25 protein-coding genes are annotated in these 24,633 nt (G+C 63.3%); 6 read left to right on the forward strand and 19 right to left on the reverse strand.

All coding sequences use genetic code 11. The features are described from left to right. The first annotated feature begins 3 nt into the window (after positions 1-3). Positions 4-312: a M48 metallopeptidase family protein gene (locus ACYSM9_RS03005; RefSeq protein ID WP_461855519.1), complete on the forward strand. Its 309-nt coding sequence runs from the start codon at positions 4-6 to the stop codon at positions 310-312. A gap of 242 nt (positions 313-554) precedes the next feature. On the opposite strand, the gene ACYSM9_RS03010 is transcribed toward ACYSM9_RS03005, so the two are convergent. The 3 genes from ACYSM9_RS03010 to ACYSM9_RS03020 all read right to left on the reverse strand — a co-directional run bounded on the left by ACYSM9_RS03010 (position 555) and on the right by ACYSM9_RS03020 (position 2,188). Then, positions 555-704: a hypothetical protein gene (locus tag ACYSM9_RS03010; RefSeq protein WP_461855520.1), complete on the reverse strand. Its 150-nt coding sequence runs from the start codon at positions 702-704 to the stop codon at positions 555-557. Positions 705-827: 123 nt separating this feature from the next. Next, complete coding sequence (locus tag ACYSM9_RS03015; RefSeq protein WP_461855668.1) at positions 828-1,313, reverse strand: GNAT family N-acetyltransferase; 486 nt, start codon at positions 1,311-1,313, stop codon at positions 828-830. 5 nt (positions 1,314-1,318) lie between these two features. Next, complete coding sequence (locus ACYSM9_RS03020) at positions 1,319-2,188, reverse strand: ribokinase (protein ID WP_461855521.1); 870 nt, start codon at positions 2,186-2,188, stop codon at positions 1,319-1,321. A gap of 149 nt (positions 2,189-2,337) precedes the next feature. Here ACYSM9_RS03020 and ACYSM9_RS03025 point away from each other — a divergent pair, with 149 nt between their 5' ends. Continuing rightward, complete coding sequence (locus ACYSM9_RS03025; protein ID WP_461855522.1) at positions 2,338-3,783, forward strand: MFS transporter; 1,446 nt, start codon at positions 2,338-2,340, stop codon at positions 3,781-3,783. 29 nt (positions 3,784-3,812) lie between these two features. Then, positions 3,813-4,820, forward strand: coding sequence for a nucleoside hydrolase (locus ACYSM9_RS03030; protein ID WP_461855523.1), 1,008 nt, complete (start codon positions 3,813-3,815; stop codon positions 4,818-4,820). A 47-nt stretch (positions 4,821-4,867) separates the two neighbouring features. On the opposite strand, the gene ACYSM9_RS03035 is transcribed toward ACYSM9_RS03030, so the two are convergent. From ACYSM9_RS03035 to ACYSM9_RS03090, 12 genes are all read right to left on the reverse strand, one after another. Further along, positions 4,868-5,188: a hypothetical protein gene (locus ACYSM9_RS03035; RefSeq protein ID WP_461855524.1), complete on the reverse strand. Its 321-nt coding sequence runs from the start codon at positions 5,186-5,188 to the stop codon at positions 4,868-4,870. 118 nt (positions 5,189-5,306) lie between these two features. Beyond that, complete coding sequence (locus ACYSM9_RS03040) at positions 5,307-5,681, reverse strand: PH domain-containing protein (RefSeq protein WP_461855525.1); 375 nt, start codon at positions 5,679-5,681, stop codon at positions 5,307-5,309. Positions 5,682-5,924: 243 nt separating this feature from the next. Continuing rightward, complete coding sequence (locus tag ACYSM9_RS03045) at positions 5,925-7,118, reverse strand: levoglucosan dehydrogenase (RefSeq protein ID WP_461855526.1); 1,194 nt, start codon at positions 7,116-7,118, stop codon at positions 5,925-5,927. 28 nt (positions 7,119-7,146) lie between these two features. Next, positions 7,147-7,965, reverse strand: a complete 819-nt coding sequence (locus ACYSM9_RS03050; protein ID WP_461855527.1) for a sugar phosphate isomerase/epimerase family protein — start codon at positions 7,963-7,965, stop codon at positions 7,147-7,149. Positions 7,966-8,091: 126 nt separating this feature from the next. Continuing rightward, the gene (locus ACYSM9_RS03055) at positions 8,092-9,225 is read right to left on the reverse strand and encodes a glycoside hydrolase 5 family protein (RefSeq protein ID WP_461855528.1); all 1,134 of its coding nucleotides are present in this window, start codon (positions 9,223-9,225) and stop codon (positions 8,092-8,094) included. Between the two features lie 25 nt (positions 9,226-9,250). After that, a complete protein-coding gene (locus ACYSM9_RS03060) occupies positions 9,251-10,225 on the reverse strand; it encodes an ABC transporter permease (protein ID WP_461855529.1) in 975 nt (324 codons plus the stop codon). Further along, complete coding sequence (locus ACYSM9_RS03065) at positions 10,209-11,825, reverse strand: sugar ABC transporter ATP-binding protein (protein WP_461855530.1); 1,617 nt, start codon at positions 11,823-11,825, stop codon at positions 10,209-10,211. The genes ACYSM9_RS03060 and ACYSM9_RS03065 overlap by 17 nt, the downstream gene beginning before the upstream one ends. A gap of 1 nt (position 11,826) precedes the next feature. Beyond that, the gene (locus tag ACYSM9_RS03070; protein WP_461855531.1) at positions 11,827-12,987 is read right to left on the reverse strand and encodes a substrate-binding domain-containing protein; all 1,161 of its coding nucleotides are present in this window, start codon (positions 12,985-12,987) and stop codon (positions 11,827-11,829) included. Positions 12,988-13,152: 165 nt separating this feature from the next. Further along, complete coding sequence (locus tag ACYSM9_RS03075; RefSeq protein WP_461855532.1) at positions 13,153-14,034, reverse strand: alpha/beta fold hydrolase; 882 nt, start codon at positions 14,032-14,034, stop codon at positions 13,153-13,155. Between the two features lie 47 nt (positions 14,035-14,081). Continuing rightward, a complete protein-coding gene (locus ACYSM9_RS03080) occupies positions 14,082-15,236 on the reverse strand; it encodes a substrate-binding domain-containing protein (protein WP_461855533.1) in 1,155 nt (384 codons plus the stop codon). Between the two features lie 106 nt (positions 15,237-15,342). Next, complete coding sequence (locus tag ACYSM9_RS03085) at positions 15,343-15,831, reverse strand: hypothetical protein (RefSeq protein WP_461855534.1); 489 nt, start codon at positions 15,829-15,831, stop codon at positions 15,343-15,345. Between the two features lie 120 nt (positions 15,832-15,951). After that, positions 15,952-17,043, reverse strand: a complete 1,092-nt coding sequence (locus tag ACYSM9_RS03090) for a LacI family DNA-binding transcriptional regulator (protein WP_461855535.1) — start codon at positions 17,041-17,043, stop codon at positions 15,952-15,954. A gap of 92 nt (positions 17,044-17,135) precedes the next feature. Between ACYSM9_RS03090 and ACYSM9_RS03095 the strand changes: the two genes are divergently transcribed. Then, positions 17,136-17,327 (forward strand): hypothetical protein, encoded by a 192-nt coding sequence (locus ACYSM9_RS03095; protein ID WP_461855536.1) that lies wholly within the window; start codon positions 17,136-17,138, stop codon positions 17,325-17,327. 412 nt (positions 17,328-17,739) lie between these two features. Here the strand turns inward: ACYSM9_RS03095 and ACYSM9_RS03100 are convergent, their stop codons facing one another. From ACYSM9_RS03100 to ACYSM9_RS03115, 4 genes are all read right to left on the reverse strand, one after another. Beyond that, positions 17,740-18,903, reverse strand: coding sequence for an MFS transporter (locus tag ACYSM9_RS03100; protein WP_461855537.1), 1,164 nt, complete (start codon positions 18,901-18,903; stop codon positions 17,740-17,742). A gap of 103 nt (positions 18,904-19,006) precedes the next feature. Then, positions 19,007-20,704 (reverse strand): amidohydrolase, encoded by a 1,698-nt coding sequence (locus tag ACYSM9_RS03105; protein ID WP_461855538.1) that lies wholly within the window; start codon positions 20,702-20,704, stop codon positions 19,007-19,009. A gap of 107 nt (positions 20,705-20,811) precedes the next feature. Beyond that, complete coding sequence (locus ACYSM9_RS03110) at positions 20,812-21,594, reverse strand: GntR family transcriptional regulator (protein ID WP_461855539.1); 783 nt, start codon at positions 21,592-21,594, stop codon at positions 20,812-20,814. Between the two features lie 79 nt (positions 21,595-21,673). Continuing rightward, positions 21,674-22,741 carry a LacI family DNA-binding transcriptional regulator gene (locus tag ACYSM9_RS03115; protein ID WP_461855540.1) on the reverse strand — a complete coding sequence of 356 codons (1,068 nt, stop codon included), beginning with the start codon at positions 22,739-22,741 and terminating at the stop codon, positions 21,674-21,676. Between the two features lie 204 nt (positions 22,742-22,945). On the opposite strand from ACYSM9_RS03115, the gene ACYSM9_RS03120 reads away from it, so the two are divergent. Both ACYSM9_RS03120 and ACYSM9_RS03125 read left to right on the forward strand, forming a co-directional pair. Next, positions 22,946-23,428: a hypothetical protein gene (locus tag ACYSM9_RS03120; RefSeq protein WP_461855541.1), complete on the forward strand. Its 483-nt coding sequence runs from the start codon at positions 22,946-22,948 to the stop codon at positions 23,426-23,428. Positions 23,429-23,464: 36 nt separating this feature from the next. After that, positions 23,465-24,625 carry a substrate-binding domain-containing protein gene (locus ACYSM9_RS03125; RefSeq protein WP_461855542.1) on the forward strand — a complete coding sequence of 387 codons (1,161 nt, stop codon included), beginning with the start codon at positions 23,465-23,467 and terminating at the stop codon, positions 24,623-24,625. Positions 24,626-24,633 lie beyond the last annotated feature (8 nt).

The raw sequence follows: 24,633 nt of genomic DNA on the forward strand, positions 1-24,633 counted from the left end.
GTCTTGACCGCCGACCAGATCCTGACGCGAAAGGCGATGGCTTGGGCGACCAAGATTCGCGTGAACCCCTCGCGTATTGTGATTGCCGACATGAAGACAAAGTGGGGCTCGTGTGCCCCCGACGGAGTTGTCAGCTTGGCAGCTGACCTCGTAGACATGCCCAAGGAGTTTCAGGACTACGTCGTCGTGCACGAGCTTCTCCACCTGCGCTATCGCTCTCACGGCAAGGTCTTCACCGCCATGATGACCGCTCTCGTACCCGATTGGCGTGAACTCGAGGGCTCCAGTCAGATCACGGAGGAGCGCAAGTAACTGACCTCAGGACTTTGTTTCGAGGCCGTTCTTGAAACGGGGTCGGCCGCGGCCAGGCATCCCTCGGACCCAAGAGGACAGCGGAATCTGTGTGTTTGCCGGCGATGATATCGGGCGGTTGTGGAGAACTCTAATCCCCAGGATTCAATGATCGCCATGGTGAATCCTCGATGTTGGCCTGCTTCCATGGTGGAGCTGGTCAACCTAACTACACCGTTGGCAGGTGGTCAGGCCGTCGTCGTTCAGCCTGACGCTGCTGACCCAGAAACGGGGATCCTGTCGCGCTTGGCGTGGTTGGAACTGGCGAAGTCGGCGCCGAAGTTAGCCAAGTCGCGGCGGAAGGTTGAGGAGGTCACCTCGGACCGGGCGGAGAGCTCCTCCGCGGAGGCCAAGCCTTTGCTCCTTCAAGGTGGTAGATCTCCTCGCGCTGCGCGTTTGCCCTCAGCCTTCCCGGCCTCCTTTCCGTGGGCAGTTTCGTCCGCCCTCAATAAGGCGCTTAGAGCTCCAACTTACGCTTAGAGTTCCAACTTAAACACCTGCAGCAGCACGTCCTCGCCTGGCACGTACCAGTCCCGCTCCGGCGCGCGGCGGAAGCCCAGCGACCGGTAAAGGCCGTGGGCGCGCTCCATGAATGTGGCGCTGGTGATGCTGATCGCCTCAATGCCGGGGAGCTGCCGGGCGTGTTCTACGATCTGCCGCACCACGGCCCGGCCCACACCGCTGCCTTGGTGCGCCGGGTCGACGGCGAGCATCCGGAACTCCAGCTCCCCGTCCCGGGCGATCTCGCTGTACGGCTGTCCGGCAAACGTCAGCGTCACCGCTGCCGCCACCTTCCCGCCGGCCTCGGCCACCCACACCTGCGCATGCTCGGCGCGGTGCTCCACGTCCTCCAGAACGCTCATGTACGGGTGGTCGGCGGCGAAGTGCCCGGCCCGCAGGTAGGCCTCACGGCTGATCCGCCGGACCTCCGGAAAGTCCGCCGGCACCGCCCGCCGGAACAGAACAGTCACGAGGAAGCGCCGGAAGCAGCCGCGGTCCGCTCCACGTAGTGACCCAGCTGTGCCAAATCCGGCTGCGAGGACGGATCACCCACCGCGTAACCACCGACGGCATTCGCCACGGCCAACGCCCGCGGGTAGTCCAGCCCGCTCCGCAGCGCCAGGACCAGGGCAGCGCAGAACGCGTCACCGGCGCCCACCGTGTTCGCCACCGCCACGGCAACGGACGGCGCCGCGGCCACCTTCCGGCCGTGCTCGAACATCGCCGCACCGTCCCTGCCGTAGGTCACCGCCACCAGCTTCGCCTCCGCCAACGCCGGGATCAGGGCGTACTCGCTCTCGTTGACGATCACCAGGTCGCACCGCTCCAGCAGCTCTGCCGGCAGGTCCATCGCCGGCGCCGCGTTTAGCACAAAGAAGCCCTGTGCCTTCCGCGCTGCCTCCAGCACCACATTCAGGCCGACCTCCAGCTGGCACAGCACCGTCTCCTCCTGGCCGAACTCCACCCCGTCTAGCGACAGGTGCGAGTTGGCGCCCGGGCACACCACGATCTGGTTCTCGCCGTCGCGGTCCACCACGATCAGCGCTGTTCCGGTCGGCTGGGGGAGGGCGGCTACGTCGGAGGTATCAACCCCCGCGGCAGCCAGCGCGTCCAGCATTCGCTGCCCGGACGCGTCCTGGCCCACGGCGCCGACCATCCGGGCGCTGCCGCCCAGCCGCGCCGCGGCCGCGGCCTGGTTGGCGCCCTTGCCGCCGGGCTGCTCGGACAGGACCGCGCCGCCGATGGTTTCGCCCGCCGTCGGAAGCCGTTCGGCGGTGGCGATCAGGTCCAGGTTGATGCTGCCGACCACGGTGACGGCAGGACGTGTTGTGTTCATGGCAAAACTCTCTGAAGGGGGAGGGCCGGAAGCGGCCGGGCTTTCGAAAAAGTGTAGCGCATGGTTGTACTTGTGAGTCATACATGGTTGTATAACAACTCGAATCGCCACGAAAGACGATCCCTTCTGCTCGAACAAAGGAGTTTGATGTGAACACCCCGACCCCCGCCGCAGCCGCGCCGCCCGCGCAAGGAGGCGCCGCCGTCGTACTTCCCGACGACGACGCCACCAGGCTCTCCGGCCGCCGCGCCGCCCTGCTGATCTCCACCCTGCTGCTGGGCGTGCTGTCCTTCCAGCTGAACGCCAGCATGGTCACCCCAGCGCTGCCGCAGATCGCCGCAAGCTTCGGCGAAAGTGCGGACAGCGCCGCCCCCGTCCAGTCCATGTTCTTCCTGGCCGGCGCCATCGCCGGACCCGTGATCGGCCGGTGGAGCGACTTCATCGGCCGCCGCGCCGCGCTGCTGCTGGTCCTGGGCATCATGGGAGCCGGCACCATCCTTTGCATCGCCGCGCCCACCCTGCCGCTGCTCGTCTCCGGCCGGTTCCTGCAGGGCGTCTCCAGCGCCGTGTTCGCGCTCGCCTACATCGTGCTCAGCGAGAACCTGCAGGCCAAGGTCTTCGGCACCTCCGTGGGCATCATCGCCGCCATCAACGGGGGAGTGGGCGGCGTGGACGGCTACGTGGGCGGCCTTATGGCCGAGACCCTCGGCTTCCGGTCCATCTTTGTCGTCGTGCTGGTCCTCACCGCCATCGCCGCTCTGTGCATCTTCCGTCTGGTGCCCGCCGGGCGTCCCGTTGGGGTCCGCGGTGCCATGGACTGGTGGGGCGCCGGCTCCCTCTCGCTGTTCCTGGTGTTCCTGACGTACTTCGTGTCCGACGGTTCGGCCGCCGGCTGGACGTCGCCCACCGCCCTGGCCCTGCTGGCCGGCACCGTGTTGTCCTTCGCGGGATTCTGGTTGATCGAGAAGCGCCGCAGCCACCCGCTCATCGCCGTGCACCACCTGCGCTCCCGCCAGGTGTGGCCGGTCATCGCCACCACCGTCCTCACCCTGGCCGGCATCTTCGCGGTCATCAACTTCACCGTGGTGCTGCTGAGCCAGGATAACGACGGCGGCTTCGGGCTTTCCGCCTCCATCTCAGCTTTGCTGTTCCTCACCCCGGCCGCGCTGATTGGCGTCTTTGCCGCACCTTTGGCGGGGTGGCTCGCGGACCGGCGCGGGTGGGTGCGGACGTTGCGGCTGGGGACGTCGCTGAGCCTGGCCTGTGCCGTGGTGGCCGCCGCGTTTTCCTCCAGCCCGGTGGCGGTGTTCATTGCCATTGCCTGCCTGGGCATCTTCTACAACGGCTTCTTCCTCACCGCCATCAACGGGCTCTCGGTGCTTTTGTCGCCCAAGGAAGCCCCGGCTGCGCTGCCCGGCATCAACGGCGCGTCGTTCGGGATCGGGGCGAGCCTCGGCGTCGTGCTCGTGGCGCCCTTCGCCGCCTTTGGTACTTCCGCGGGCTACGCCACCGCCCTCTGGATCTCGGTGGGCATCACCGCCGCCGCGTTCATCGTCAGCCTCTTCGTCGCCGCCCCCAAGGGCGAGACGGTCTAACCCCTCTATCTGTTGCGAAGGAACCTATTGTGACTGCCCCCGTTTACCTGGACTGCGACACCGGCATCGACGACGCCCTCGCCCTGGCCTACCTGCTTGCCTCCCCTCTTGCTTCCGTGGTGGGGATTGGGACTGTGAGCGGGAATGTCAGTGCCGCCGTTGGCGCCCGGAATACTTTGGACCTGCTTTCGTTGGCTGGTGCAGCTTCTGTGCCGGTGGCTGTTGGGGCGCACGACCCGCTTGCTGGATCCTTTGGCGGCGGGTCGCCGTGGGTGCATGGGGAGAACGGTGTGGGGGAGGCTGCGTTGGAGCCTTCTGCTGCTTCTGTTGTTGGCGAGTCCGCGGCGGAGATGCTGGTGAGGCTGGCTCACTCCTATCCCGGTGCTTTGCGGGTGGTGGCGATCGGGCCGCTGACGAACGTTGCCGAGGCGTTGCGGCTGGAGCCTGCGCTGCCGTCTTTGGTGGAGTCGGTGACCGTGATGGGCGGGGCCGCGCTGGCGCCGGGGAACATCACTCCCGTGGCCGAGGCGAACATCTGGCATGACCCCGAGGCCGCCGCCCTGGTGCTGGCCGCCGACTGGGACGTGACCCTGGTGCCGCTGGACGTGACCATGGCTTCCATTTTGGAGGAGTCCCACCGGCAGGTGTTGCTGGCTTCTGCGGCGCCGGTGCCGCGGGCGCTGGGGGAGATGCTGGGCTACTACTTCCGGTTCTACGAGGGCATCTACGGCCGGCCCTGCTCCGCCATGCACGATCCGCTGGCCGCGGCGCTTGCTGTTGGCGCTGTGCAGCCGGCCCTGGCACCTGTGGTGCGTGCCGCCGTCGACACCACTTCCGGGCCAGGCCGTGGGCAGACCGTGTGCGACATGCGCGGGCTGTACGCGGGGTACCCGGACGTGAAGGGCGCGCGGTGCCGCGTGGTCCTCTCGCTCGAGGAGGACTTCGCCCCGCACCTGGTGGAGACGCTCCTGACCCCGGCAGTTGAGCCAGTCGCAACCACGACGGCGGCGCTCGCCTCAGCAGGTTCCGCCGCCTGACGTGCCCCGTAGGGCATGACAGCCCGCGCCGGAACGATCTAGAGGCGCTAACTGGGTGTTGACTCCGAGTCCGACGCTTCTACAGGGCCCGCCGGCGGCAACATAAGGTAGCGATAGTCCATTCTCCTCTTGAGCACGGAAACTTTCGGTGACGGAAAACCGGCGTCCCGTAGTTCCTGCGCCTTCCATCCGGCGCCCTTGGCCTTCTTGAAGGACTCTATGTAGCGGCGTCTTGCTTGATACAACACACGCTCGGCGTCGTGCATGGTGTTGAAGGCTTCGAGGACGTTGGAAGCGAGCTCGAGTTGTTGCTCTGAATGGCGCTCATTGGTCTGTCGGAGGAACTCCAACGGGTCCTTGCTGGTCATGGCTCATCGTAGCGATCGGCTCCAGCGGCAGACCAGAGTCGAAATTAGGGGCTTGATCCAGCCCCAGAGCCCCGAAACGGCGGGAGGAAATCCTCCCGCCGTTTCGATCTTGTCCGGGTTAGTTCTGCGATCCGATGACCGAATGAGCGATCAGCATGTCGAGCCGGCGAATGTCCACTTTCTTGCCCACCTTGATTTTGATATGGCCTGCCCGCGTCCACAGTTCCAATTCTGCGTCGAGATCGAACTTTCCGGCGTTCTCGGAAGACCACATGTTGATAGCGGAGTACGGCAATGAGTACACTTCCACCTTCTTGCCGGTGATGCCTTGGGCATCGCGGACAATCATGCGCTTGGTGGTGAAGATGGCGCTGTCCCGGAACGTCCTGTAAGCCGCAACCGGCTGCTCACCGGGGAGCATCAGCTCCAGCACATCCTGCGGGATAGGAGATTCCTCGACGAACATCCACGTGGTTACTGCTGCTGCCTCCATAAGGGAGCCCCCTCCTCCTTGGTTCACGAACCCGCCCAGTCTCTCAAACTCCGTGTCAGCGGTGTCCAGGCGCGCGGAGGCTTGGTGCCAGGACCGGAACTGTTGCATCACGGACAGGTGCCCGCCGGGCAGCGATAAGGCACTTGGCCAGCTAAAACGGGATCTGCGACGAAGCGTCCGGGTAAGGGAATTCATGAGGCGCGCCTGAAGGGGCACAGAGGCCACGCCCCTTCAGGCTTCGCCTTAGTTCTTGGATATTGAGGTCAGTTCCGCAACCGTTGGTACGTCCACCCAGGCGCCCTTGTCTGCCGAAGTGACGATGGCGTCGTCGATGAGTGCGGTCTGGTAGCCATCGGCAAAGTTCGGGCTCACGGTGCCGCCTTCGGTGATGGCTTTGAAGAAGTCGTGTGCCTCGACAATCTTCGTTTCGCCGTAGCCGATTCCCAGGGCGGCGATCGGCCAGAGCCCTTCACCGTAGGGATGAGCCGGGCCGGTGTAGACGGTGCGGAATCCACGCCGATCGTTTTGGTCGGAGGCGAAGCAGACCTGCAGTTCGTCGCGCCGTTCGTAGTTGAAGACGATGCTGCCTTCGGTGCCGTGGATTTCGAAGGTGATGAAGTTGTTCCGGCCGTAGGCGTTGCGGGTGGCCTCGATGGAGCCGACCGCGCCGTTGGCGAAACGGACCATGGTCATCACCTCGTCGTCCACGTCAACCTCCCCGCGGGGCCCTTCGCCGCCGCGGACGTTGCCGAGGGCGTCCGCGCCGCCGGTCTGCAATGGACGTTCCGGGATCCAGGTCGAGAGGACCGAATTCACGGACGAGAATTCGCCCACTAGGTAGCGGGCCATGTCCACGACGTGGGTGGCAATATCACCAAGGGCGCCGGAGCCGGCGATGTTTTTTTGGAAGCGCCAGGACAGGGGGGAGTTGGGGTCGGCGGACCAGTCCTGGAGGTAGGTACCGCGGAAGTTGAGGACTCGACCGATCGCGCCTTCCTCAATGTACTTCTTGGCCAGGGCGACGGCGGGTGTGCGGCGGTAGTTGAAGGCGACCATGTGGACGATGTTGGCATCCTGGACAGCGTCGTACATGGCCTTGGATTCCTCCAAGGTGCGGGCGAGGGGCTTTTCGCAGATGATGTGCTTGCCGGCCTGTGCCGCGGCGATGGCGATCTCGGCGTGCAGGTGGTTTGGTGTGGCGATGTCCACGACATCGATCGCAGGGTCATCGATGATCGCTCGCCAGTCAGAGGTGGAATTCGCGAAGCCGAACCGGCGGGCTGCCTCGGAGGCGAGTTGGTCGTTGGCTTCGGCGATGGTGTGGCGCACGGGGAGAGCCGGGGCGGGCCAGAAAAACATGGGCATGGCGGAGTATGCCAGCGAGTGGGCCTTGCCCATGAAGCCGCCTCCGATGAGGCCGACGTTAAGATTCTTCATGATCGTGTTCCTTTTCGGAATTGAGGGGTTAGGGGAGGAGTTCTTCGAGGTACTTGCGGCTGATTTCTGCCGCGGCCCGGGGGTCCCCGCCGTACTCGTCGAGCTCGACCATGAGCCAGCTGTCGTAGCCGCTTTCCTTGATGGCCTGGATGATGTCGGGGAAGTCCAGCTCGCCCTGCCCCAGGGGCAGGAAGGACAAGGTTTCCTTGTGCAGGTCTTTGAGGTGGACGTGATGGATCCGGTCCCGGTATTTGCGGATCGTGGCTGCTGGGTCGGCACCTCCCGCGGCAAGGTGGGCGGTGTCCGGGCAAAAGCCGATCCTGGTGAGCGGCATGATGCGGTCCAGCTCGGCCGGGCTCTCCACAATGGTTCCCAAGTGCGGGTGGTAGCTGGCGGAGAGCCCTGCTGCCTCGGCGATGTCGGTGACGGTGTCCAGAGCCTTACCGAGCCGCTGGTAGTCCTGGTCGGTAGTGCCGGCGGCGCGGCGGGCACCTCCGCCGACAACGAGGCGCTCGGCTCCGAATGTCGCGGCGAGCTCGGCGGCCTGTTGGATGCGGTGCAGCTCGTCCGGGAGTATGTCTGCGTAAATGAAGTTGGCGCCGGTATAGACGCTGACAAGTGAGACGCCGGATTCCGCCATGATGCCGTGGAGCTGTTCCGGTTTGTCTTTATATTCGGCGAGGTTGCCGTCGAACATTTCCACACCTTGGTAGCCGGCGGCGGCGATGTCCTTGACGGCGCCGTCCATCGACCCGTGAGTCAGGTAGAAGAGGTCTTTGACGCTGGTCACGCCAGCCGGGTGGCCGACGACGCCGCCCCAGGTGATGGTGCAGTATCCGAGTCTCATGGGGCTGCCTTTCAGAGTGAGGAAGGGCTTTACGTGAACGTTTACGAAGTTGGGGGTCCGGTCGGCAAGGCGTGCCCAGGCTGGAAACCTTCGGCCCCGTCGGCCGGACCCGGAAGGGGCAGGCAGTTACTTGCGTTGTTCGGCTGCAGCCTGCGCTTTGGCGTTGGCTTCCCGGATTTGGTCGGTCATGTCCGTATAGAACTCGTCCTGCGGGTCCTTGATCCCCCAGCCGCGGCCGAGGTTTTCGATATAGCCGCACCAGTGCCAGCCGATGATCCATGGCTCAGCCATCACCTTGGCGAGCCCGTTCACGTAGTCCGCGCCGCGTTCGGCGTGCGTGCTCATGTCACTGGTCCGGTGGGGGTTCATGTCCGTTGGTACCCAGTTGCCGATGTCAGCGATGACCACGGGCTTACCGGTCAGCTCGTGCCAGCGGCGAAGGTCATCGATCATTGTCTTGTACTCCTCGTCGGACTTGCCGGTGAAGTACTGGACGGAGAGGACGTCCACGAAGGGGACCATCGCGCGCAGGGCCGCTTCCGGGATGCCTTTGTTGCCGTTGTAACGGTCGCCAAGGATCAGGTGGTTGGGGTCATAGCGGCGGATGGCCTCAGTGATGGTCTTGTAGTACTGGGTTGCGACGTCGAATAGCTTCTTGTCGTGTTCCTCTTGGGTGAGCCCGTCGAATCCAGGCCAGAACCTGCCAGCGGCGTGGGGCAGCCAGGCGGGGATGTCCACGAGGAAGTAGCCGATAAGATTTTGGCTGTTCTTGTGGTCGGAGACCATTCGTCGGGCGATCCAGTCCGCGTATTTCTGGAAGTCCTCGCCAAAAACATCCCGGAAGGCAGGGTGGCCGTTCCAGTCCTCGATCTCTTGCACACGGATTTGCACGACGTAGGGCATGCCGGCGTCCAGCAGGTGTTGATCGGGCCAGGGCAGGGAGTGGCCGAGGTCAACGGGGTCACCGAACCAGTCCAGGGCCTCGCCCCAGCCGCCGCTGATGTACTGGGACGTCCAGCCGATCGTGTTGAAGTTAAGGTCGTGGAGGTCCCGGACGACGCCCTTCGCCCATGACTCCCGGGAGCCATATTTACGCTCGAAGATTTCCACGTTGTGGGGGTATCGCAGGTCGGTGTCGTCGATGTGGTTGAGGGCCAGGGAGACGAAGGGCTTGCCCTCGGGGTCAACGAAGCTCCATGCGCCGTCACTGTTTTGGGCTACCCGGAAGAAGCCCTTTCCCGGTGTTTCAATTGCTGACATTTCAATCGCTCCTTTGCGGGGTTTGCTATTTCTTGCTGAGGGACACGGCGGCAATGATGATTGCGCCCTTGATGATTTGCTGCACTGAGGAATCGACACCCATGAGGACCAAGCCATTGTTCATCATGCCGATGATCAGGGATCCGGCAAGGGCTCCAATGACAGTTCCCTTGCCGCCGAAGAGACTGACCCCACCCAGGATCACCGCGGCGATGACGTCCAGTTCCAGACCGACACCAACGTCCGGGCGGGCTGCGTGGGCAATGCCCGTGAACAGGAGGGAAGCCACGCCGACGAGGGCGCCGGTAATGACGAACGACAGAATCACGGTGCGGTGGGTCTTGACGCCGGTGAAGCGGGCGGCCTGGGGGTTGCCGCCGGTGGCGAAGACCCGAAGCCCAAAGACACTCTTGTGCAGGAGCAGGAAGCCAAGCCCAACAATCACGACGGTCCAGACCACTGCGATGGGAACCCCGAGGATGCTGCTATCGCCAAAGATGCTGAAATAGGGCCGGTTGGCGATCAGCACAGGACGGGTGTCCGTGATAAGCAAAGCGATACCACGGGCAACGCCAAGCATGCCCAAAGTGACCAGGAAACTGGGAATTCCCAGTTTCACCGTCAGGAAGCCATTGACGAATCCAAAGACGACACCGACTGCGATGGCCGCCAGAGCACCGAGCAGCCAGAAGTTCGATACGTGCTGGAGTGCCAGGGCGGAGGCCATACCGGACAACGCGAACACGCTGCCAACCGAGAGGTCGATCTGGGCGTTGACAATGACGAGCGTGACTCCGACGGCGATGATGGACACGATTGCCGTCTGTCGGCCCACGTTGGCGAAGTTCTGGACGGTGAAGAAGACAGGCGAGGCGATGGAGAAGAAGAGCACCAGGCCCACGAGCGCGATATACACGAAGTATTCGCGGATGAAGTCCAGGGGGGACCGGCTGCCCCATTGCGGCCGGGTAAGGCTGAAGCTATTAGTGATCGCGCTCATGGCTCTCACGAACCCTTTCATTGAGTCTTGAATAAATGTACTGATCTGTCATGTCGGGCGTGACCCTCTCCGGGTCGCTCATGGACGTGGACGTCATGAAGTAGATCTCATCGCACAACTCCTGGAGTTCAACGAAGTCTGAGGAAGCGACGACGATTGCCGCTCCTTCTTCCGCGAACCGGTGGATGACCCTGTAGATCTCCTGCCGGGCGCGGACATCAACGCCCTGGGTCGGTTCGTCGAGAAGCAGGAGGTGCATGCCAGGCTGAAGCCATTTGGCGAAGACCACTTTCTGCTGGTTACCGCCGGACAATGTCTGCACGGGGCTTTCAACCGAGTTCGTCTTCACCTGCAGCGTCTCCACGAGGCCCTTGATTAGTGACCGTGCCGCCCGGTTATCCACGAGGCCGCCCTTGCGCAGGGACTTGTAGTGGGCCAGGGTGAGGTTTCGCTGGATGGAGTGCTGCATCACGAGGCCGGATCGGTGCCGGTCCTCAGGAACCAGCGCCACTCCTGCGCTGAGGGCCTCCCATGGATGCTTAAAACGGACTGCACGGCCGTTGACCCTGATTTCCCCACCGGTGCTGCGGCGCATGCCGCCGATTGTCTCCAACAGCTCAGTGCGGCCTGTGCCGATCAGACCGGCAATGCCCACAATCCGCCCTGCCTCGGCAGTAAAGCTGATATCCGAGAAACGGTCTCCGGTGAGGTTGGTTACCTGCAGTTTCGGTCCGCCGGAGGAGCGGGCCAGCAGTTCGGGGTGGGCGAACCTGTCGAAGGCTTCCTTCGGCGGCCCTGGTTCTTGGGGTTCCGAGCCGGTGATCTCGCGGACCAGCGAGCTCATCTCCAAATCCGCGACGTCAGCGGTCAGCACTTTCCTGCCGTCGCGGATGATGGTTACGCGGTCGGCCAGATCGAAGACCTCCGTGAGCCGGTGGGTGACGTAGATGATGCCCACGCCTGACTTCTGGATGTCGCGGATGCTCTTGAACAGCAGCAGTTGATCTGCCTTGGTCAGCGTCGAAGTCGGCTCATCCAGCACCAGGACACGGGCGTCCCGGTGGATGGCCTTGGCGATCTCCACAAGCTGTCGGGAGGCGACCGAGAGGTTCTCGACCAATTCCCCGGGCGGCAGGTGCAGCCCCAGCGAGTCGATGAGCTCCTTGGCTACGGCGTTCATCTTCTTCTTCTGCACCATCCCGAAGGCGTTGTGCAGTTCGTTACCCAGGAAGATGTTCTGGGCAACCGAGAGCGACGGGACGAGGCTGAGCTCCTGGAAAACAGTCGCGATGTCCGACTGGACGCGTTCACGACCGTCCACCTCGACAGATCCTTCATCTTGGGGCTGGACGCCATCGAGGATCTTGATCAACGTTGATTTTCCGGCGCCGTTGGGGCCCAGCAGGGCGTGGACCTCGCCGGGACGCAAATCGAAATCGACGTCCTTCAACGCATAGACTCCGCTGAAAGCCTTGCTGACACCACGGGCGTGGAGCAGCGGCCTGCTGCCGACCTGTCCGCCACTGCCGACGTCCGTTGCGTCCGTAGCCGCGTTCATTCCTGTTTCTTCTACTGCTGTTTGCTTGCTGATGCTTGCCATGTCACTGTCCTCCGCAGAGTCCCGAGGAGCCGCAAGCGTCGAGGACTTCCCGTGGGGGTGCGGAATGGAAAATCTCCTCGTACTTCTCCAAGAGGTTTCCTGGCGTCACTGCGACGGCCGGGAGGGCGACCCACGCCGGAACCTTATTGCCGATCAGGGCATGTGCGGCCGCTGTCGCCTCGGCGACTCCCTGGTTGTAGGGCTCCTGCGCGCCAATGGCCTTGATGTAGCCGCCGCTGGCCATCTCTACGGCGACTTCGGTGCCTAGGTCGATCGTCGTGATCGGGACGTTCACGCCGGCGTTTCGGAGTGCGCCCACGGACTGCATGGCGGGCGAATCCCAGATGACAAACAGTCCGTTGACGTCCGGGTTTGCCGTCATGAAATTGGCTGCAGTGGGCCCGACGGCGTTGGTGTCCGTGAAGCCGACTTCCTTTATCTTCACGTCCGGGCGGTTCTCCTTGAACCATTCCTTAACCCGCTGTGTGCGCTGGTTCGTCGTGTAGAAATCAACAGCAAAGTCCACGATGCCGGCTGTACCGTTTTCCGGGATGAATTCCGACAGGCCGGCAGCGGCAATCTGGCCGTTGCCTTGGTTGTCCGGAGCGATCACTGCCTGGTAATCGGTGGGGTACGAGAGCCCGGAAGCAGGCATGTGGATGAAGACGAGTTTGATGCCGGCGGCCGCGACCTTCTTGTAGGTCTGGGCCGTGGCTACATCATCGGTGGGGATACTGATGATCAGGTCCGGTTTCTTGGTGATCAGATTCTCGAGGTCTGCAATCTGCTGCTGGACCTTGAACTTTGCATCCGTGACGCCGACGACGTCAACGCCGAGTTCGCCAAGCGTCTTTTGAATACCTTGGATGGTCAGGCGAGACCAGTCGATGTCCATGGTGTTCATGGAGATGCCGACGGAGAATTTTCCCTCAGCCACCTTTTTCTTGTCTTCGTCGCTGAGCTTGAGGGTATCGGCAAGGGCCGGTTCCTCCCCGTTCTTGCCCTTGCCAACGATTCCTGTGGGTGAGACGGACGCGGCATCGACTGTGACGGCGTCTTTGGATGTCGTGCTGCTGCCGACGTCGCTGGAACATCCGGACAGCGAGATGGCGACCGCGGCGACCAACGCGGCCGTGGCGTAAAGCGTCTTACTGCGTGTCATTACAGTGGTCCTTCTGATGGCCAGGGAAGTCGGTGGGCGGACTTCAGCCTGAGGGATATGGGGTGGATTTAGGGGAAAGAGGTCCCCGGTTGGCAGGGCACCGTTGTCTGGATCCGGGGTGTGCGCGGGGCAGCCGGGCGGCTGCCCCGCGCAGGCGTGGTGTTGTTATTCCTTGAAGAATTGCAGGTAGGCCTCTGCGAGAGCCTCTGGGTCCTCTTCTGCCAACTGGTGGCCCCACGGCAGGATGACGCCACGTACGTCCTCAGCAACTTCGCGCATCTGCCGCTCGTTGTCCGCCCCGATGAAGTACTCACTTCCCACAGCCAGGACCGGCATGGTTAGCTTGGTTTTTGCCGCCTCAAAGTTCTGCTCGGCGTCCTCGAGCGTCGCCCGGTAGATGGCAAACATGCTGCGCAGGCCCCCCGGCGAGGAGTAGCAGCGAACGTACTCATCCAAGGCGTCCGGGGTGATGGCCTGCGGGTTGTGCGTTTCATGCTTGATGAAGTAGTTGAAGTACTCCCGTTCCTTGCCGGTAATCAGCAGCTCTGGGAAATCCGGCACGTTGTAGAAGTTGATGTGCCAGAGCCAGACGTAGGTGCTGACATTCTCTTTGGTCAGGAATGAGTAGTCTTCGAGTCCAAAGCCGGGGAGGATCATCTCCTGGTAAACGAGTTTCTTTACCCGCTGGGGGTACTGGGCGGCGACCTGATAGGCCGTGGAGGCTCCCCAGTCTTCTCCGACGAGATAGAAAGTCTCATAGCCCAGGTGCGTAGCGAGCTGGGCGATGTCTTCGGCCATGTTCTTCATGTCGAAGCCGCCCTGTGGGTGTTCCGAGTCGCCCAGGCCCCGGAGGTCGGGCGCGATGACGGTGTAGTAGGGGGTGAGCAGAGGGATCACCCGGCGCCAGTGATAGGAGGTCTTCGGCACGCCATGCAGCAGGAACAGAGGTTCACCTTCGCCCGCGATGGAGTAGTGAAGCCTGACTCCGTTGACGAAAGCGCGTCCGTGCTTGGCAGGTACTCCGTTGTGGTCCTGAATGATTTCCATGATCTTTAGCTCCTTGTTCTTTCGGGTTCTTCTGATTGGTGGTGGGATTACGAGCAGCCGTCGGTTGACTTGCAGATTTCGGTGAGCTGGGTGGGGGGATCCTGGTGGTAGACCTGCTTCCAGGCGTCGAGGACGTTGTTCTGCAGGACCGGCACAGCCGGGAAAGCAAGCCAGTTGGGAGCGGTGCCGCCCAGAAGGACCTTTACTGCCATGTCGGCCTCGGCGAGCCCCTGGTCGTAAGGAACCTGGGCGCCGAGAGCTTTGATGTTCCCACCGCTGGCAAGGTCGGCAGCCACATCAGAGGCGATGTTGACCGCGGTGATCGGCATGGTCTTGCCCTGAGCGCGCAGCGCCTGGTCAATTCCCACTGCCGGGACTTCCCACTCCGTGAACATTCCCTGGACATCAGGGTTGGCGGTAAGGAAGTTGCCGGCGTCCTTGCCGGAATTAGCCGGATCGAGGAACTCGGCAACCTTGATCTTGATGTCCGGGCGGTTCTGCTTCATCCAGTCAACGAAGCCCTTCATGCGTTCCTTCGTCACAAAGAAATCAACACCGAAGTCGAGCACTCCCACCGTTCCGCCCTGGGGGATGTACTTGGCCAACGCCTCCGCACAAACAGCGCCGTTGCCCTGGTTATCCGAGGAGACCATTCCCTGATAGTCCTTCGGGTACTGAAGGCCAGCGGGGACATTGTCCATCATGATGAGCTTGATGCCGGCAGCGCCGATCTTGCGATAGGCCTCGGCCGTCGCTGTGTCGTCCACAGGGATGCTGATGATTGCGTCCGGCTTCAGCTGGATCATGTTCTCGATGCTGGACACTTGCTTTTGAACGTCGAAGTTCGGATCGGCAACCCCTATGACCTCTGCGTCATATGTTTTAAGCCGGTCCGTGATGGCGCGGACCTGCTCGGTGGACCACTCGATGTTCATGGTCTGCATGACGATGCCGACCCTGAATTTCTTCTGCTTGGCTTGGTTGACTTCGTCGGCGGTGAGCTTGATGTCCTCAAGAATCCCCGACTTTACGCCGTTAGGACCGAGGCCGACGATGTTCTTGGGCACCAGGCTTTCTGCATTTACCTGGGCCAGCGGATTCTCAGCGCCATTAGAAGCACTCCCGGTCTCGGAGGCACACCCTGCCAGCAGTGTTGCGATCGTGGCGAAGGCAACGGTCCAGACTGTTGCTGACCTTCTCATTTGTTATTTCCCTTCAGTTGGTCGACGTTGACCCCGGATGGTGCCCGTTTTGGGTACGGCTTTAGGAGGTGGTGTTGGGGGTATTGGGTGAATGGGTGAAAACGGCTCAGGCGAGGGCAGTCGCCAGAGCAGGGGGCACCGGCGACAGGACGAGCCCGCCGGTGGCTGCTGCCGTGCGGATTGCGGCAGCCTTGTCAGAGGCATGTAAGACGGCGTCAGCATGGAATCGGTCCAGGAAGAGGCCCAGAGAGCACGGTCCGTAGTGGGTTTTGACCCACTCCACCGCCTCGCCAGCTACTGTGCCCATGTCCCCCCGCAGCTCAACCGCGCTGCTGTCCACGGTCGTCATCGACACTGGCGTGCCTGAGGAGTCAACAGAGACAACCAGGCTTGCCCACAGGGCGTCGGCCTCGAAGACGCCGACGACTGCCGTGGAGTGTCGGGGGACGAAGACCTGGATGCCAAGCGCGACGTCTTCGCCTGTGCAGCCAGTCTCGGTGAGTAGTTCTTCGACGTGCGCCCAATGCTCTGCGCCCGGGTTGCGGAGTTCGACGTCGGAGCGGAGCGCGAGGACCTGCAGGATGTTTTCAGTCATTTCGCGCTCCTTCCTCTTCATCGAGGTTCTGTACCGTGATCGTTTACGGTGTAACCATCGTGAACGTTTACGAAGAAGGTGTCAAGGGTCACACCACGAAATGTTTCAAGAAACCAGAAGTTACTTGCGCTGCTTAACGGCAGGGGCGGAACTCATCCTGACCACGAGCGTAGGCGGGCTTGGGGCGCGGTCGACCACGCGGCCGTCGATTGCGCCCAGCAGAACTTCGATGCTCGCGTCCGCGAGAGCGCTGAAATCCTGCCGGACGGTCGTCAGTGGAGGCAGGAAGTAGTCCGATCCCTCGATGTCGTCGAATCCAACGATGCTCACGTCCTCCGGGACACGCACACCTTTCTCAGCAAAGGCGCGGATTACCCCCAGCGCAGTGTGATCGCTGGCGGCGACAATAGCTTGGGGGACGTTGCCCTCCTCAACCAGTCGCAAGCCTGTCTCATAGGCCCATTTCGGGCTCCAGTCGCCCTCAAGGCACAGTCCGGGGAGTAGGCCTGCATCCCTTAGAGCGGCCTCCCAACCCCGCTTGCGGACCCGCCCATCAAACCAGTCCATGGAGCCTGCCAGATGGGCGATGTCGGTGTGACCAAGTTCGATAAGATGCTCGGTCGCCAATCGTGCCCCCAGCTCCTGGTTTTCGGAGTACGTGAAGACGTTTGGTGTCGACGAGGCCCCAGCAGCGATCATTTCGACTGGAACCCGGACAGAGGCGCTCCAGACTGCCGAGGCCATTGACACGATCGGCGCAATGACGATGATCCCGTCCACGCCGATGTCGTCCAATGTGTCGAGCGCCTTCTGCACGGAGTCCTCGTAGGGCTCCTCGACTGTCACGACGGTAGTGGAGTAACCCTTCTTCCGGGCGGTGTTCTCGAGGGCCATCAGCGTGCCCACCGGTCCGAAGCGCGGCGAGCCGTCAGTGAGAATGCCAATCGACGTCGATCGGCTGGTCACCAAGGTGGTAGCTGCGCGGTTACGGCGATACCCGACGTCCTTGATGACTTGCAGCACGCGTTCACGGGTCGCCGCATTGACATCCGGCGCATTGTTAAGGACCCGCGATACCGTCCCGTAGGAGACGCCTGCAATCCGTGCAACATCGGTAATTTTCGGCTTGCGGGGCGAAGATAACCTAGACGGCCTTGCCTCGCCGTCTTGTTGCCTCACTACTCCTGCCACAACCTTCTCCTCTCTGGCCATCGATCCACATGGGAAGGCTGGCTGCGTAGCCAAGCCTACCGACTGTGCATGCTCTGTACGGTGTTCCACGTCTTCCAGGACGGTGATATAGGGTGGCCGCAGGCGAAGTGGTCCTCCCGGAGGTACACGTCGCGGGTGCTGCGGCGGACGTCCGGAAAGGCCAACGGCGCCGCTCGGCGAAATGCGAGGCCTACCGCGGGCCGCCGGTTGCGTCGGTCCGCTTCAAGCTCGTGGCCCAGCTGTACCAGATCCGGCTGGGAGGACGGAACGCCCACGGCATCTGAGCTCACCCGCGTTGGCCAGTTCCGGTGCCCGCCTGTTGTCCAGCCCACGGTGCTGGCCGCCGACTGGGACGTCACCCTGGTGCCGCTGAACGTGACGATGGCTTCTGTTCTGGAGGAGTCGCACCGGCAGGTGTTGCTTTTTCTCCCGGCGCCGGTGCCGCGGGCGCCGGGCGGAGATGCTGGGCTACTACCTCCGGCTCGCGCGGGCAGACCGTGTGCGACATGCGCCGGCTGTACGCGGGGTACCCGGAGGTGAAGGGCGCGCGGTGCCGGGTGGTCCTCTCGCTGGAGGAGGACTTCGCCCCGCACCTGGGGAGGCGCTGCTTTCTCCGGTGGTTGAGCCCGTCGAAACCACGACGGCGGCACTCACCTCGGCAGGTTCCGGCGCGTGAGACGACGTCGCCTCAGGCGGCTACCGGCGGTTGGCCACCAGGACGAGGGCGCACGATGCCAGGACACCCGCCAGGGCGAAGATGAGCATGCCCGTGAACGACCCTCCGCCTGACTGGATCAGTGCCCCGCTGACGATCGGACCGATGGAGAAGCCGGTGCCGATCATCAGGTTGGTGGTGTTCATCAGGTGTCCGCCGTTGGAAAGGGAGGACAGGGTGGACAGCAGGTACGGCAGGATGAAGGTCCAGGCAAACTTGAAGATCACGGCGGCGACGGCGAACTGGATCAGGGCCGGCGCACCGAAAAGCAGCACAATGCTCAGGGCCATGCCTGCGTAGCCTGCCGCCAGGTAAAGCTTCCGGCGCGGAGTCTCACCCAAGGCTGTGGCCACCAGGGCGGACAGGATGCCGCCGACCGTAGCGAGGGAAAGGACAAGGCTGCTGGCGGAAAGGTCGATTCCGGAGGCGGCGGAAATCTGGGCAATGAATGACCAGACGCCGCTGAGCGCAATGTAGAAAAGCAGCACTGCTGCCATTCCTGCTGCCGCCTTGAACACCGGGACTCGATGCGCTGCCTGCCCTGGGGTGGGGGCGGCGCCGGTCCGCAGGACTTCGCCGTCGATACGGTTGACCACCAGGAGGCATAGCACTGCGAGCCCGGCAAGGGTCCAGTAAATCGCCGACACTGCGGCTGCGGCGAACAGTGACGGGAAGACCGCCAGGATCAGTGCTCCCATGGCCAATTGGAAAACGACGAATATTCCGAAGGCGCGGCTGGGGTTCGCGGTCTTGCCGCTGAGGGTCAGGATGATCACGGTGATGGAGCCTGCCGCCAGGCTGGTCACCACCCGGGCGATCATCAACAGGCCGAAGTCGTCCACGAAGCCGGAGACGACGTTGCCTGCAATGACGATTGCCGTGAAGATATAGCTCGCCGTCCGCAGGTTCACTCGCCGCAGCCAGAGATAGGCCGGGACGGTTGCCAGGCTGAACGCTCCAAGCTCCAACGAGAAGAGCGTCCCCACCTGGACAGGGGTGAGGCCGAACTGTTCAATCAGTTTGCCGGCAATGACAGGGGCGATCAGCAGGACGGTATACAGGACGGCACTGAAAACGGCGATGTAGATGTACGTCCCCTTGTCCGAGGAGACGGCTGCCGGAGCAGTTGGTGCGGTAGTGGTCATGGGTTTCGTCTTTCGGGCAGGACGAAGCGGCCGGGGCCGCCTTCGGCGGGAAATGATGTGATGACCCTGCACATGAGGTGGAGCAGGGGTGATGCTGAATCCGTCAGGCGCGCTGCGCTGCGCGTCCTCCGGCCGGTGTCCCTGCGGGTTCCGTAGGACCTGCGTCGAAGATCTTGCGGCCCGCGAACCAGGTCTGGCGGGTCTCGATGTGCGGGAGTTGTTCGATGTTGATCTCGTACGGATTGTCAGTCAGGACGATGAAATCTGCCGACTTTCCCGGGGCCAGGGAGCCGGTGACATCATCCAGGCCCATGGCTTGGGCGGAGTTCGTGGTGTAGATCCGGATGGCTTCCGGGAGTGAAATGGCCTGTTCGGGCCAGAGCGTGCCAGCGAAAAGTCCGGTCGGGTCCTGCCTGGTCACCAGGCCGTAGATCCCTTCCCAGGCGTTGGGCGACACGCTGACCGGCCAGTCCGAGCCGCCGGCGATGCGGGCTCCGGCGTCTAGCAGGGATCGGTTGGGCTGCATTTTCGACGCCCTTTCTGCCGGAAGCACTGAGGCAATCGCCTCGGAGATGACGCCCGGGAACCACAAGGAGGGGGAGATGTCGGCGGTGACATCGAGTTCGGCGAAACGGGGGATGTCCTGTTCCTGGACGAACTGGCCGTGCGCGATGTGGTACTTGGGCTTGAGATGTCCGGCTGCGCGGACCTTGGCCACGGTGTCGAGCACCAGCCGGACCGACGCGTCCCCGGTGCAGTGGATCTTCGCCGAGATGCCGCGCTCGGCCGTGCCCATAAGCCAGCGCTCCAGCTCCGCCGCCGGCATGGTGGTGCCGCCGCAGTGGCACTCCGGGAAGCCGACGCCGGAAAGGTAGGGCTCGATGAACGCTGCAGTCCCCGCCGGCGGAACTCCGTCAAGGAAGATCTTGATGAAGTCCGGCCGGTGGTGCTCGGACCGCGTCTCCTCGCGGTGGGCGATGATGCCCTCCCCGAGGGGAGTGGTGCCGAAGATAAAGTCATTGGCCTGCATGGAGGTCACCACCCAGGCGTCGAGTTCACCGTTGTCATCGAGGTCCTTCAGCGCCCGCAGCAACTGCAGGGATGACGCCGCATCCTGGAAGCCGGTGACGCCGTAGGAATGGAGAATTTCGATACCGCGCGCTGCTGCCCGGGCCAGGTCCCGGGTGGTCCGGGGCTGCAACCGCGCCACCGTCTGTTCCACCAGGACGCCCCCGGCCTCGATCAGGACACCAGTGGGACGCCCCGCAGCGTCCCGAATAATCTGGCCCCCCTCGGGATCCGGAGTGTGCCCGTCGATCCCGGCGAGTTCCAGGCCCCGGGAGTTAACCCACCTGTTGTGCTTGCTGTCGTCCTTGAGGATTACAGGCCGTCCTCCGGTCGCGGCATCGAAACGGGCCAGCGTCTCCGTGGAGTTGAGTTCGCCCAGCAGACCGGAACCCCAGCTTCCGCCGATCACCCACTCGTCGGGGCCCAGGGTGTTTGCGTACTCCGCGATAGCGGTGAGGAAATCGTCGAGCGATCTGGTGGGAGCCTCGTTAAGCTCGAACAGGTCCATTTGCCCTGCGAGCATGTGGTGGTTGTGGACGTCCAGCAGTCCGGGCATCACATACGCGCCACCAAGATCCACGATCTCGGTCCCCCGCCCGGCTGCGGCTTCGGCAGCCGCACCGATGGCGTGTACCTTCCCGTCCTTGACGGCAAGTGATGTGACCCGCGGGCGGTCCTCGTGCAGAGTGTCGATGACTCCGTTGGTCAGAAGAAGGTCAGCTGTGTTGTCCATAACCCCGGTCCCTAAAGGTGTGTTGGATCACAACACTAAATCGCCGCGCGTCGGGCTACTTGACTCTCCGCGCACGGCTTTTGGAAATCCAGGTAGGCCGGTTGGGGTCAGGACTGGAACTGCTGCATCACGGACAGGTGCCCGGCGCGCGCGGACACCAGGCACTTGGCCAGGTAGAAGGGCCGGTTGCCGTGCCGGACGTACTGCGTTAGCACCAGCACCGGGTCCGACGGGCGGAGGTCCAGCAGCTTCGCGCGGCTGGGGCCCACCTGGCTGAGGCTGATCTGGCACTCCCCGGGCCCGGCCAGTCGGCCGAGCTGGTTGTTGAGCGTGGCGAGCAGGGTGGTGCCGCCGGCGTCCTCTATCTCAAGGGGCACGGGGGCACCTTTGCCGAGGCTCACCGGCTGGGCGGTAACGTTCTCCTGCAGGTGCGCGATGGCCTCACCGTCTCGGATCAGCACCGATTCCCAGAGCCAGCAGTCGGTGCCGGGCCCGACGCCGATGCCGGGGGCGACGAATTCGGAGGCGGCCTGGCGGATGACCTGGGTGCGCTTGACCTCCAGCGTCTGGCCGGGGCCGGCGAGGACTTCCTCGAAGGGCCGGATGCGTTCGATGCCGATGCGGGGGAGCGTATCCGAGACGAAGCGTCCGACGCCGCGCCGCGCCCTGATCAGGCCGTCCTCCTCGAGCAGCATGAGCGCTTCGCGGACCACGGTGCGGCTGACTTTCATGTCGGCGCCGAGTTCGGTTTCCGTGGGGATCATGGAGCCGGGAGTGAGGAGGCCGTTGCGGATGGCCTCGGCGATGCGCGAGTACACCGCCACGCGCAGGGGCGAGCCGGGCTGGGCTGCCACCGGCTGGGACAGGAACCGGGCGGCGTCCTGGTGCACGTTCTTGCCTCGCTCTATTTGTTGGGCCGGGGATTCCAGCGTAGAACAAGTAGCACGTGTTTGTTGGACAAGCCGGTTTCTACTTCCGGGAGGCGGCCTGGCGGGCGCTGCTGCGGACCACAAGGGTGGGTGCGATGGGGGTGCGGTCCACGTCGCGGCCTTCCATTGCGCCAAGGAGCACTTCCATGCTCATGAGCGCCAGAGCCGTGAAGTCCTGCCTGACTGTGGTCAGGGGCGGCAGGAAGTAGTCTGAGCCTTCAATGTCGTCGAAACCGACTACACTCACGTCGTCCGGGACGCGGATCCCGTTTTCCGCGAAAGCGCGTATCAGCCCGAGAGCCGTGTGGTCGCTGGCGGCGAAGATAGCTTGGGGTACCTTTTGTTCCCGCACGAGCCGGAGGGCGGTCTCATAGGCCCACCGGGGGCTCCAATCACCTTCGAGGCACAGCCCTGGTGTAAGTCCGGCGTCGCGAAGCGCGGCCTCCCACCCGCGCTTGCGTACCCGGCCGTCGAACCAGTCCATGGAGCCGGCGAAGTGTGCGATGTCGGTGTGGCCCAGGTCTATCAGGTGCTGGGTGGCGAGCCGGGCGCCCAGCTCCTGGTTCTCCGAGTACGTGAAGACGTTGGGAGTTGATGATGCTCCCGCTGCGATCATCTCCACCGGGACGCGGCAGGTGGCATTCCATACGGCTGCTGCCATGTCCACCTTTGGGGCGATGACGATGATTCCCCCCACGCCGGTATCGTCCAAGGTGTCGAGGGCGGCCTGGACCGACTCTCCGAAGGGCTGTTCTACGCTGATGACAGTTGTGGCGTAACCCTTTTTGCGTGCAACGTTCTCCAGGGCCATGAGTGTCCCCACCGGGCCGAACCGCGGGGAGCCGTCGGAAAGTATGCCGATGGAAGTGGACCGGCTGGTGACCAGCGCCGTGGCCGCGCGGTTCCTGCGGTATCCGATGTCCTTGATGACCTGCAGGACGCGTTGCCGCGTTGCCGCGCTCACATCCGGTGCGTCATTGAGTACCCGCGAGACTGTGCCGAAGGAGACGCCGGCCATGCTGGCCACATCGTTGATGGTGGGCTTCCGGCGCCGTGGGGTATCGGGCCGCCCCTCGGTCGCCTCATGGGGAACAGTTATCCCTGCCACGCTCTCTCCTGTCCTGCACGTCACGGACGCAACCTCTCGCCGCGCCTTTCGATCTTACGTCGGCCCGGGATTTCCGCGCCGCCGAACAGCGCCGGTTGTGACGCTTGACACCATTTACCGTAAACGTTTACGATGATGTCCGTAAACGTTCACGGACGTCTCGTAAACGCTTACGGCGATGTTTTCAATGAGGAAAGGGGCGGGATGTCCGACCAGATCGTCCACGCACTCGCGCTCGATCCGAATACCGGGCTTCGGGATGTCGACCAGGCCCACTGGGCAAATCTCGAAATGCTCTTGAAGGACACGGCGCCCGGCGATCTGGCAGTCGCTGTCCGCACCTTTGTCTCCGCCGGCTCGTCGGCGGTCATCGGCATCTTCGATGCAGATCGTCTTTGGGCAAGCCTGGTGGTCTCCGTCGACAACTCAGGCAAACCCGCGTCCGTGTCCACCCTCCCCGGCCCGGCCGCGGACGCGGGCGCTGACATGGCGAAAGCCGCCAGCGAGGCGGTGAGGTGGGTTCAGGCCCACCAAGGACCGTGTTCCCTAGGCTTCTTCGTCGACAAAGTACATGCAGAGGCGCTCCTGAGAGCTTCAGACAAGGCCACTGCCATCCGCACAGCCTCGGCTTCCGGCGGGCTGGTCCTGTCCCCGGTTCCGCCGGCCCTGGCTATAGCCCTCGCCTGAACCATCCCAGGCATCCACCCCAAGCACTGGAGAACAATGATGATCCGCAGGCTTCCCCTCGTGGCCCTTGCCGCAGCCCTGTCCCTTTCCGTCGCTTCCTGCAGCAGTTCGAGCACGGTATCGTCCAATGCTCCCGACGCCGGTGTGTCCAGCAAGGCCCAGCAGGCCCTGGACCAGATCAAGGGACAAGTCCTGAGCAAGGGGCCCAACGGCGAGACGCCCTCCCCGGCGTCCGCAGCAGACCTCACTCCTGACGAGATCCAAAAGGTCAAGGCGCTCAACGCCAAGGCAGCCATCGTGATGCACTACGGCGGCAACGACTGGGCCACCGCCCAGATAAACGGACTGAAGTCCGAGTTTGAGAAGCTCGGAGTCAAGGTCATCGCCACCACTGATGCGAACTTCAAGCCGGACAAGCAGGTCTCGGACATCGAGACGGTCATGTCGCAGAACCCGAACATCATCGTCTCGATCCCCACGGATCCCGTGGCTACGGCCTCCGCCTATAAGAAAGCCGCTGCTGCCGGCGCCAAGCTCGTCTTCATGGACAACATCCCCCAGGGACTGACCGCCGGCCAGGACTATATCTCTGTTGTTTCCGCCGACAACTACGGCAACGGCGTGGTCTCCGCCCACCAGATGGCGAAAGCGCTCGGCGGCAAGGGCAAGATCGGGGTTATCTTCCACCAGGCCGATTTCTTCGTGACAAAGCAGCGCTACCAGGGATTCAAGGAAACGATTACGAAGGAATACCCGGATATCAAGATTGTCGAGGAAAAGGGGATTGCCGGTCCGGACTTCGCCGGTGACGCCCAGGCAGCCGCGAACGCAATGCTCAGCAAGTACGCCGACCTTTCCGGAATCTGGGCGGTCTGGGATGTTCCTGCAGAAGGTGTCATGGCCGCAGCCCGGGCCGCGGGCCGGCCGGATCTGAAGATCGCCACGGAGGACCTCGGCAAGAACGTCGCGATTGCCCTGGCCAAGGACGAACTCGTCGTCGGCCTTGGAGCGCAGGTTCCGTTCGACCAGGGTGTCACGGAAGCCCGGCTGGCCGCGGGGGCACTCATCGGCAAAAAGGCGCCCGCCTACGTGGCATTGAGCGCCCTTCCGGTTGACCACTCCAACGTCCTGGATGCCTGGAAGCAGGTTTACCACGAGGACGCCCCGAAGGACATCCAGGACTCCTACAAGAAGTAGCCAAAACC

Source organism: Arthrobacter sp. C152, from assembly GCF_054890965.1.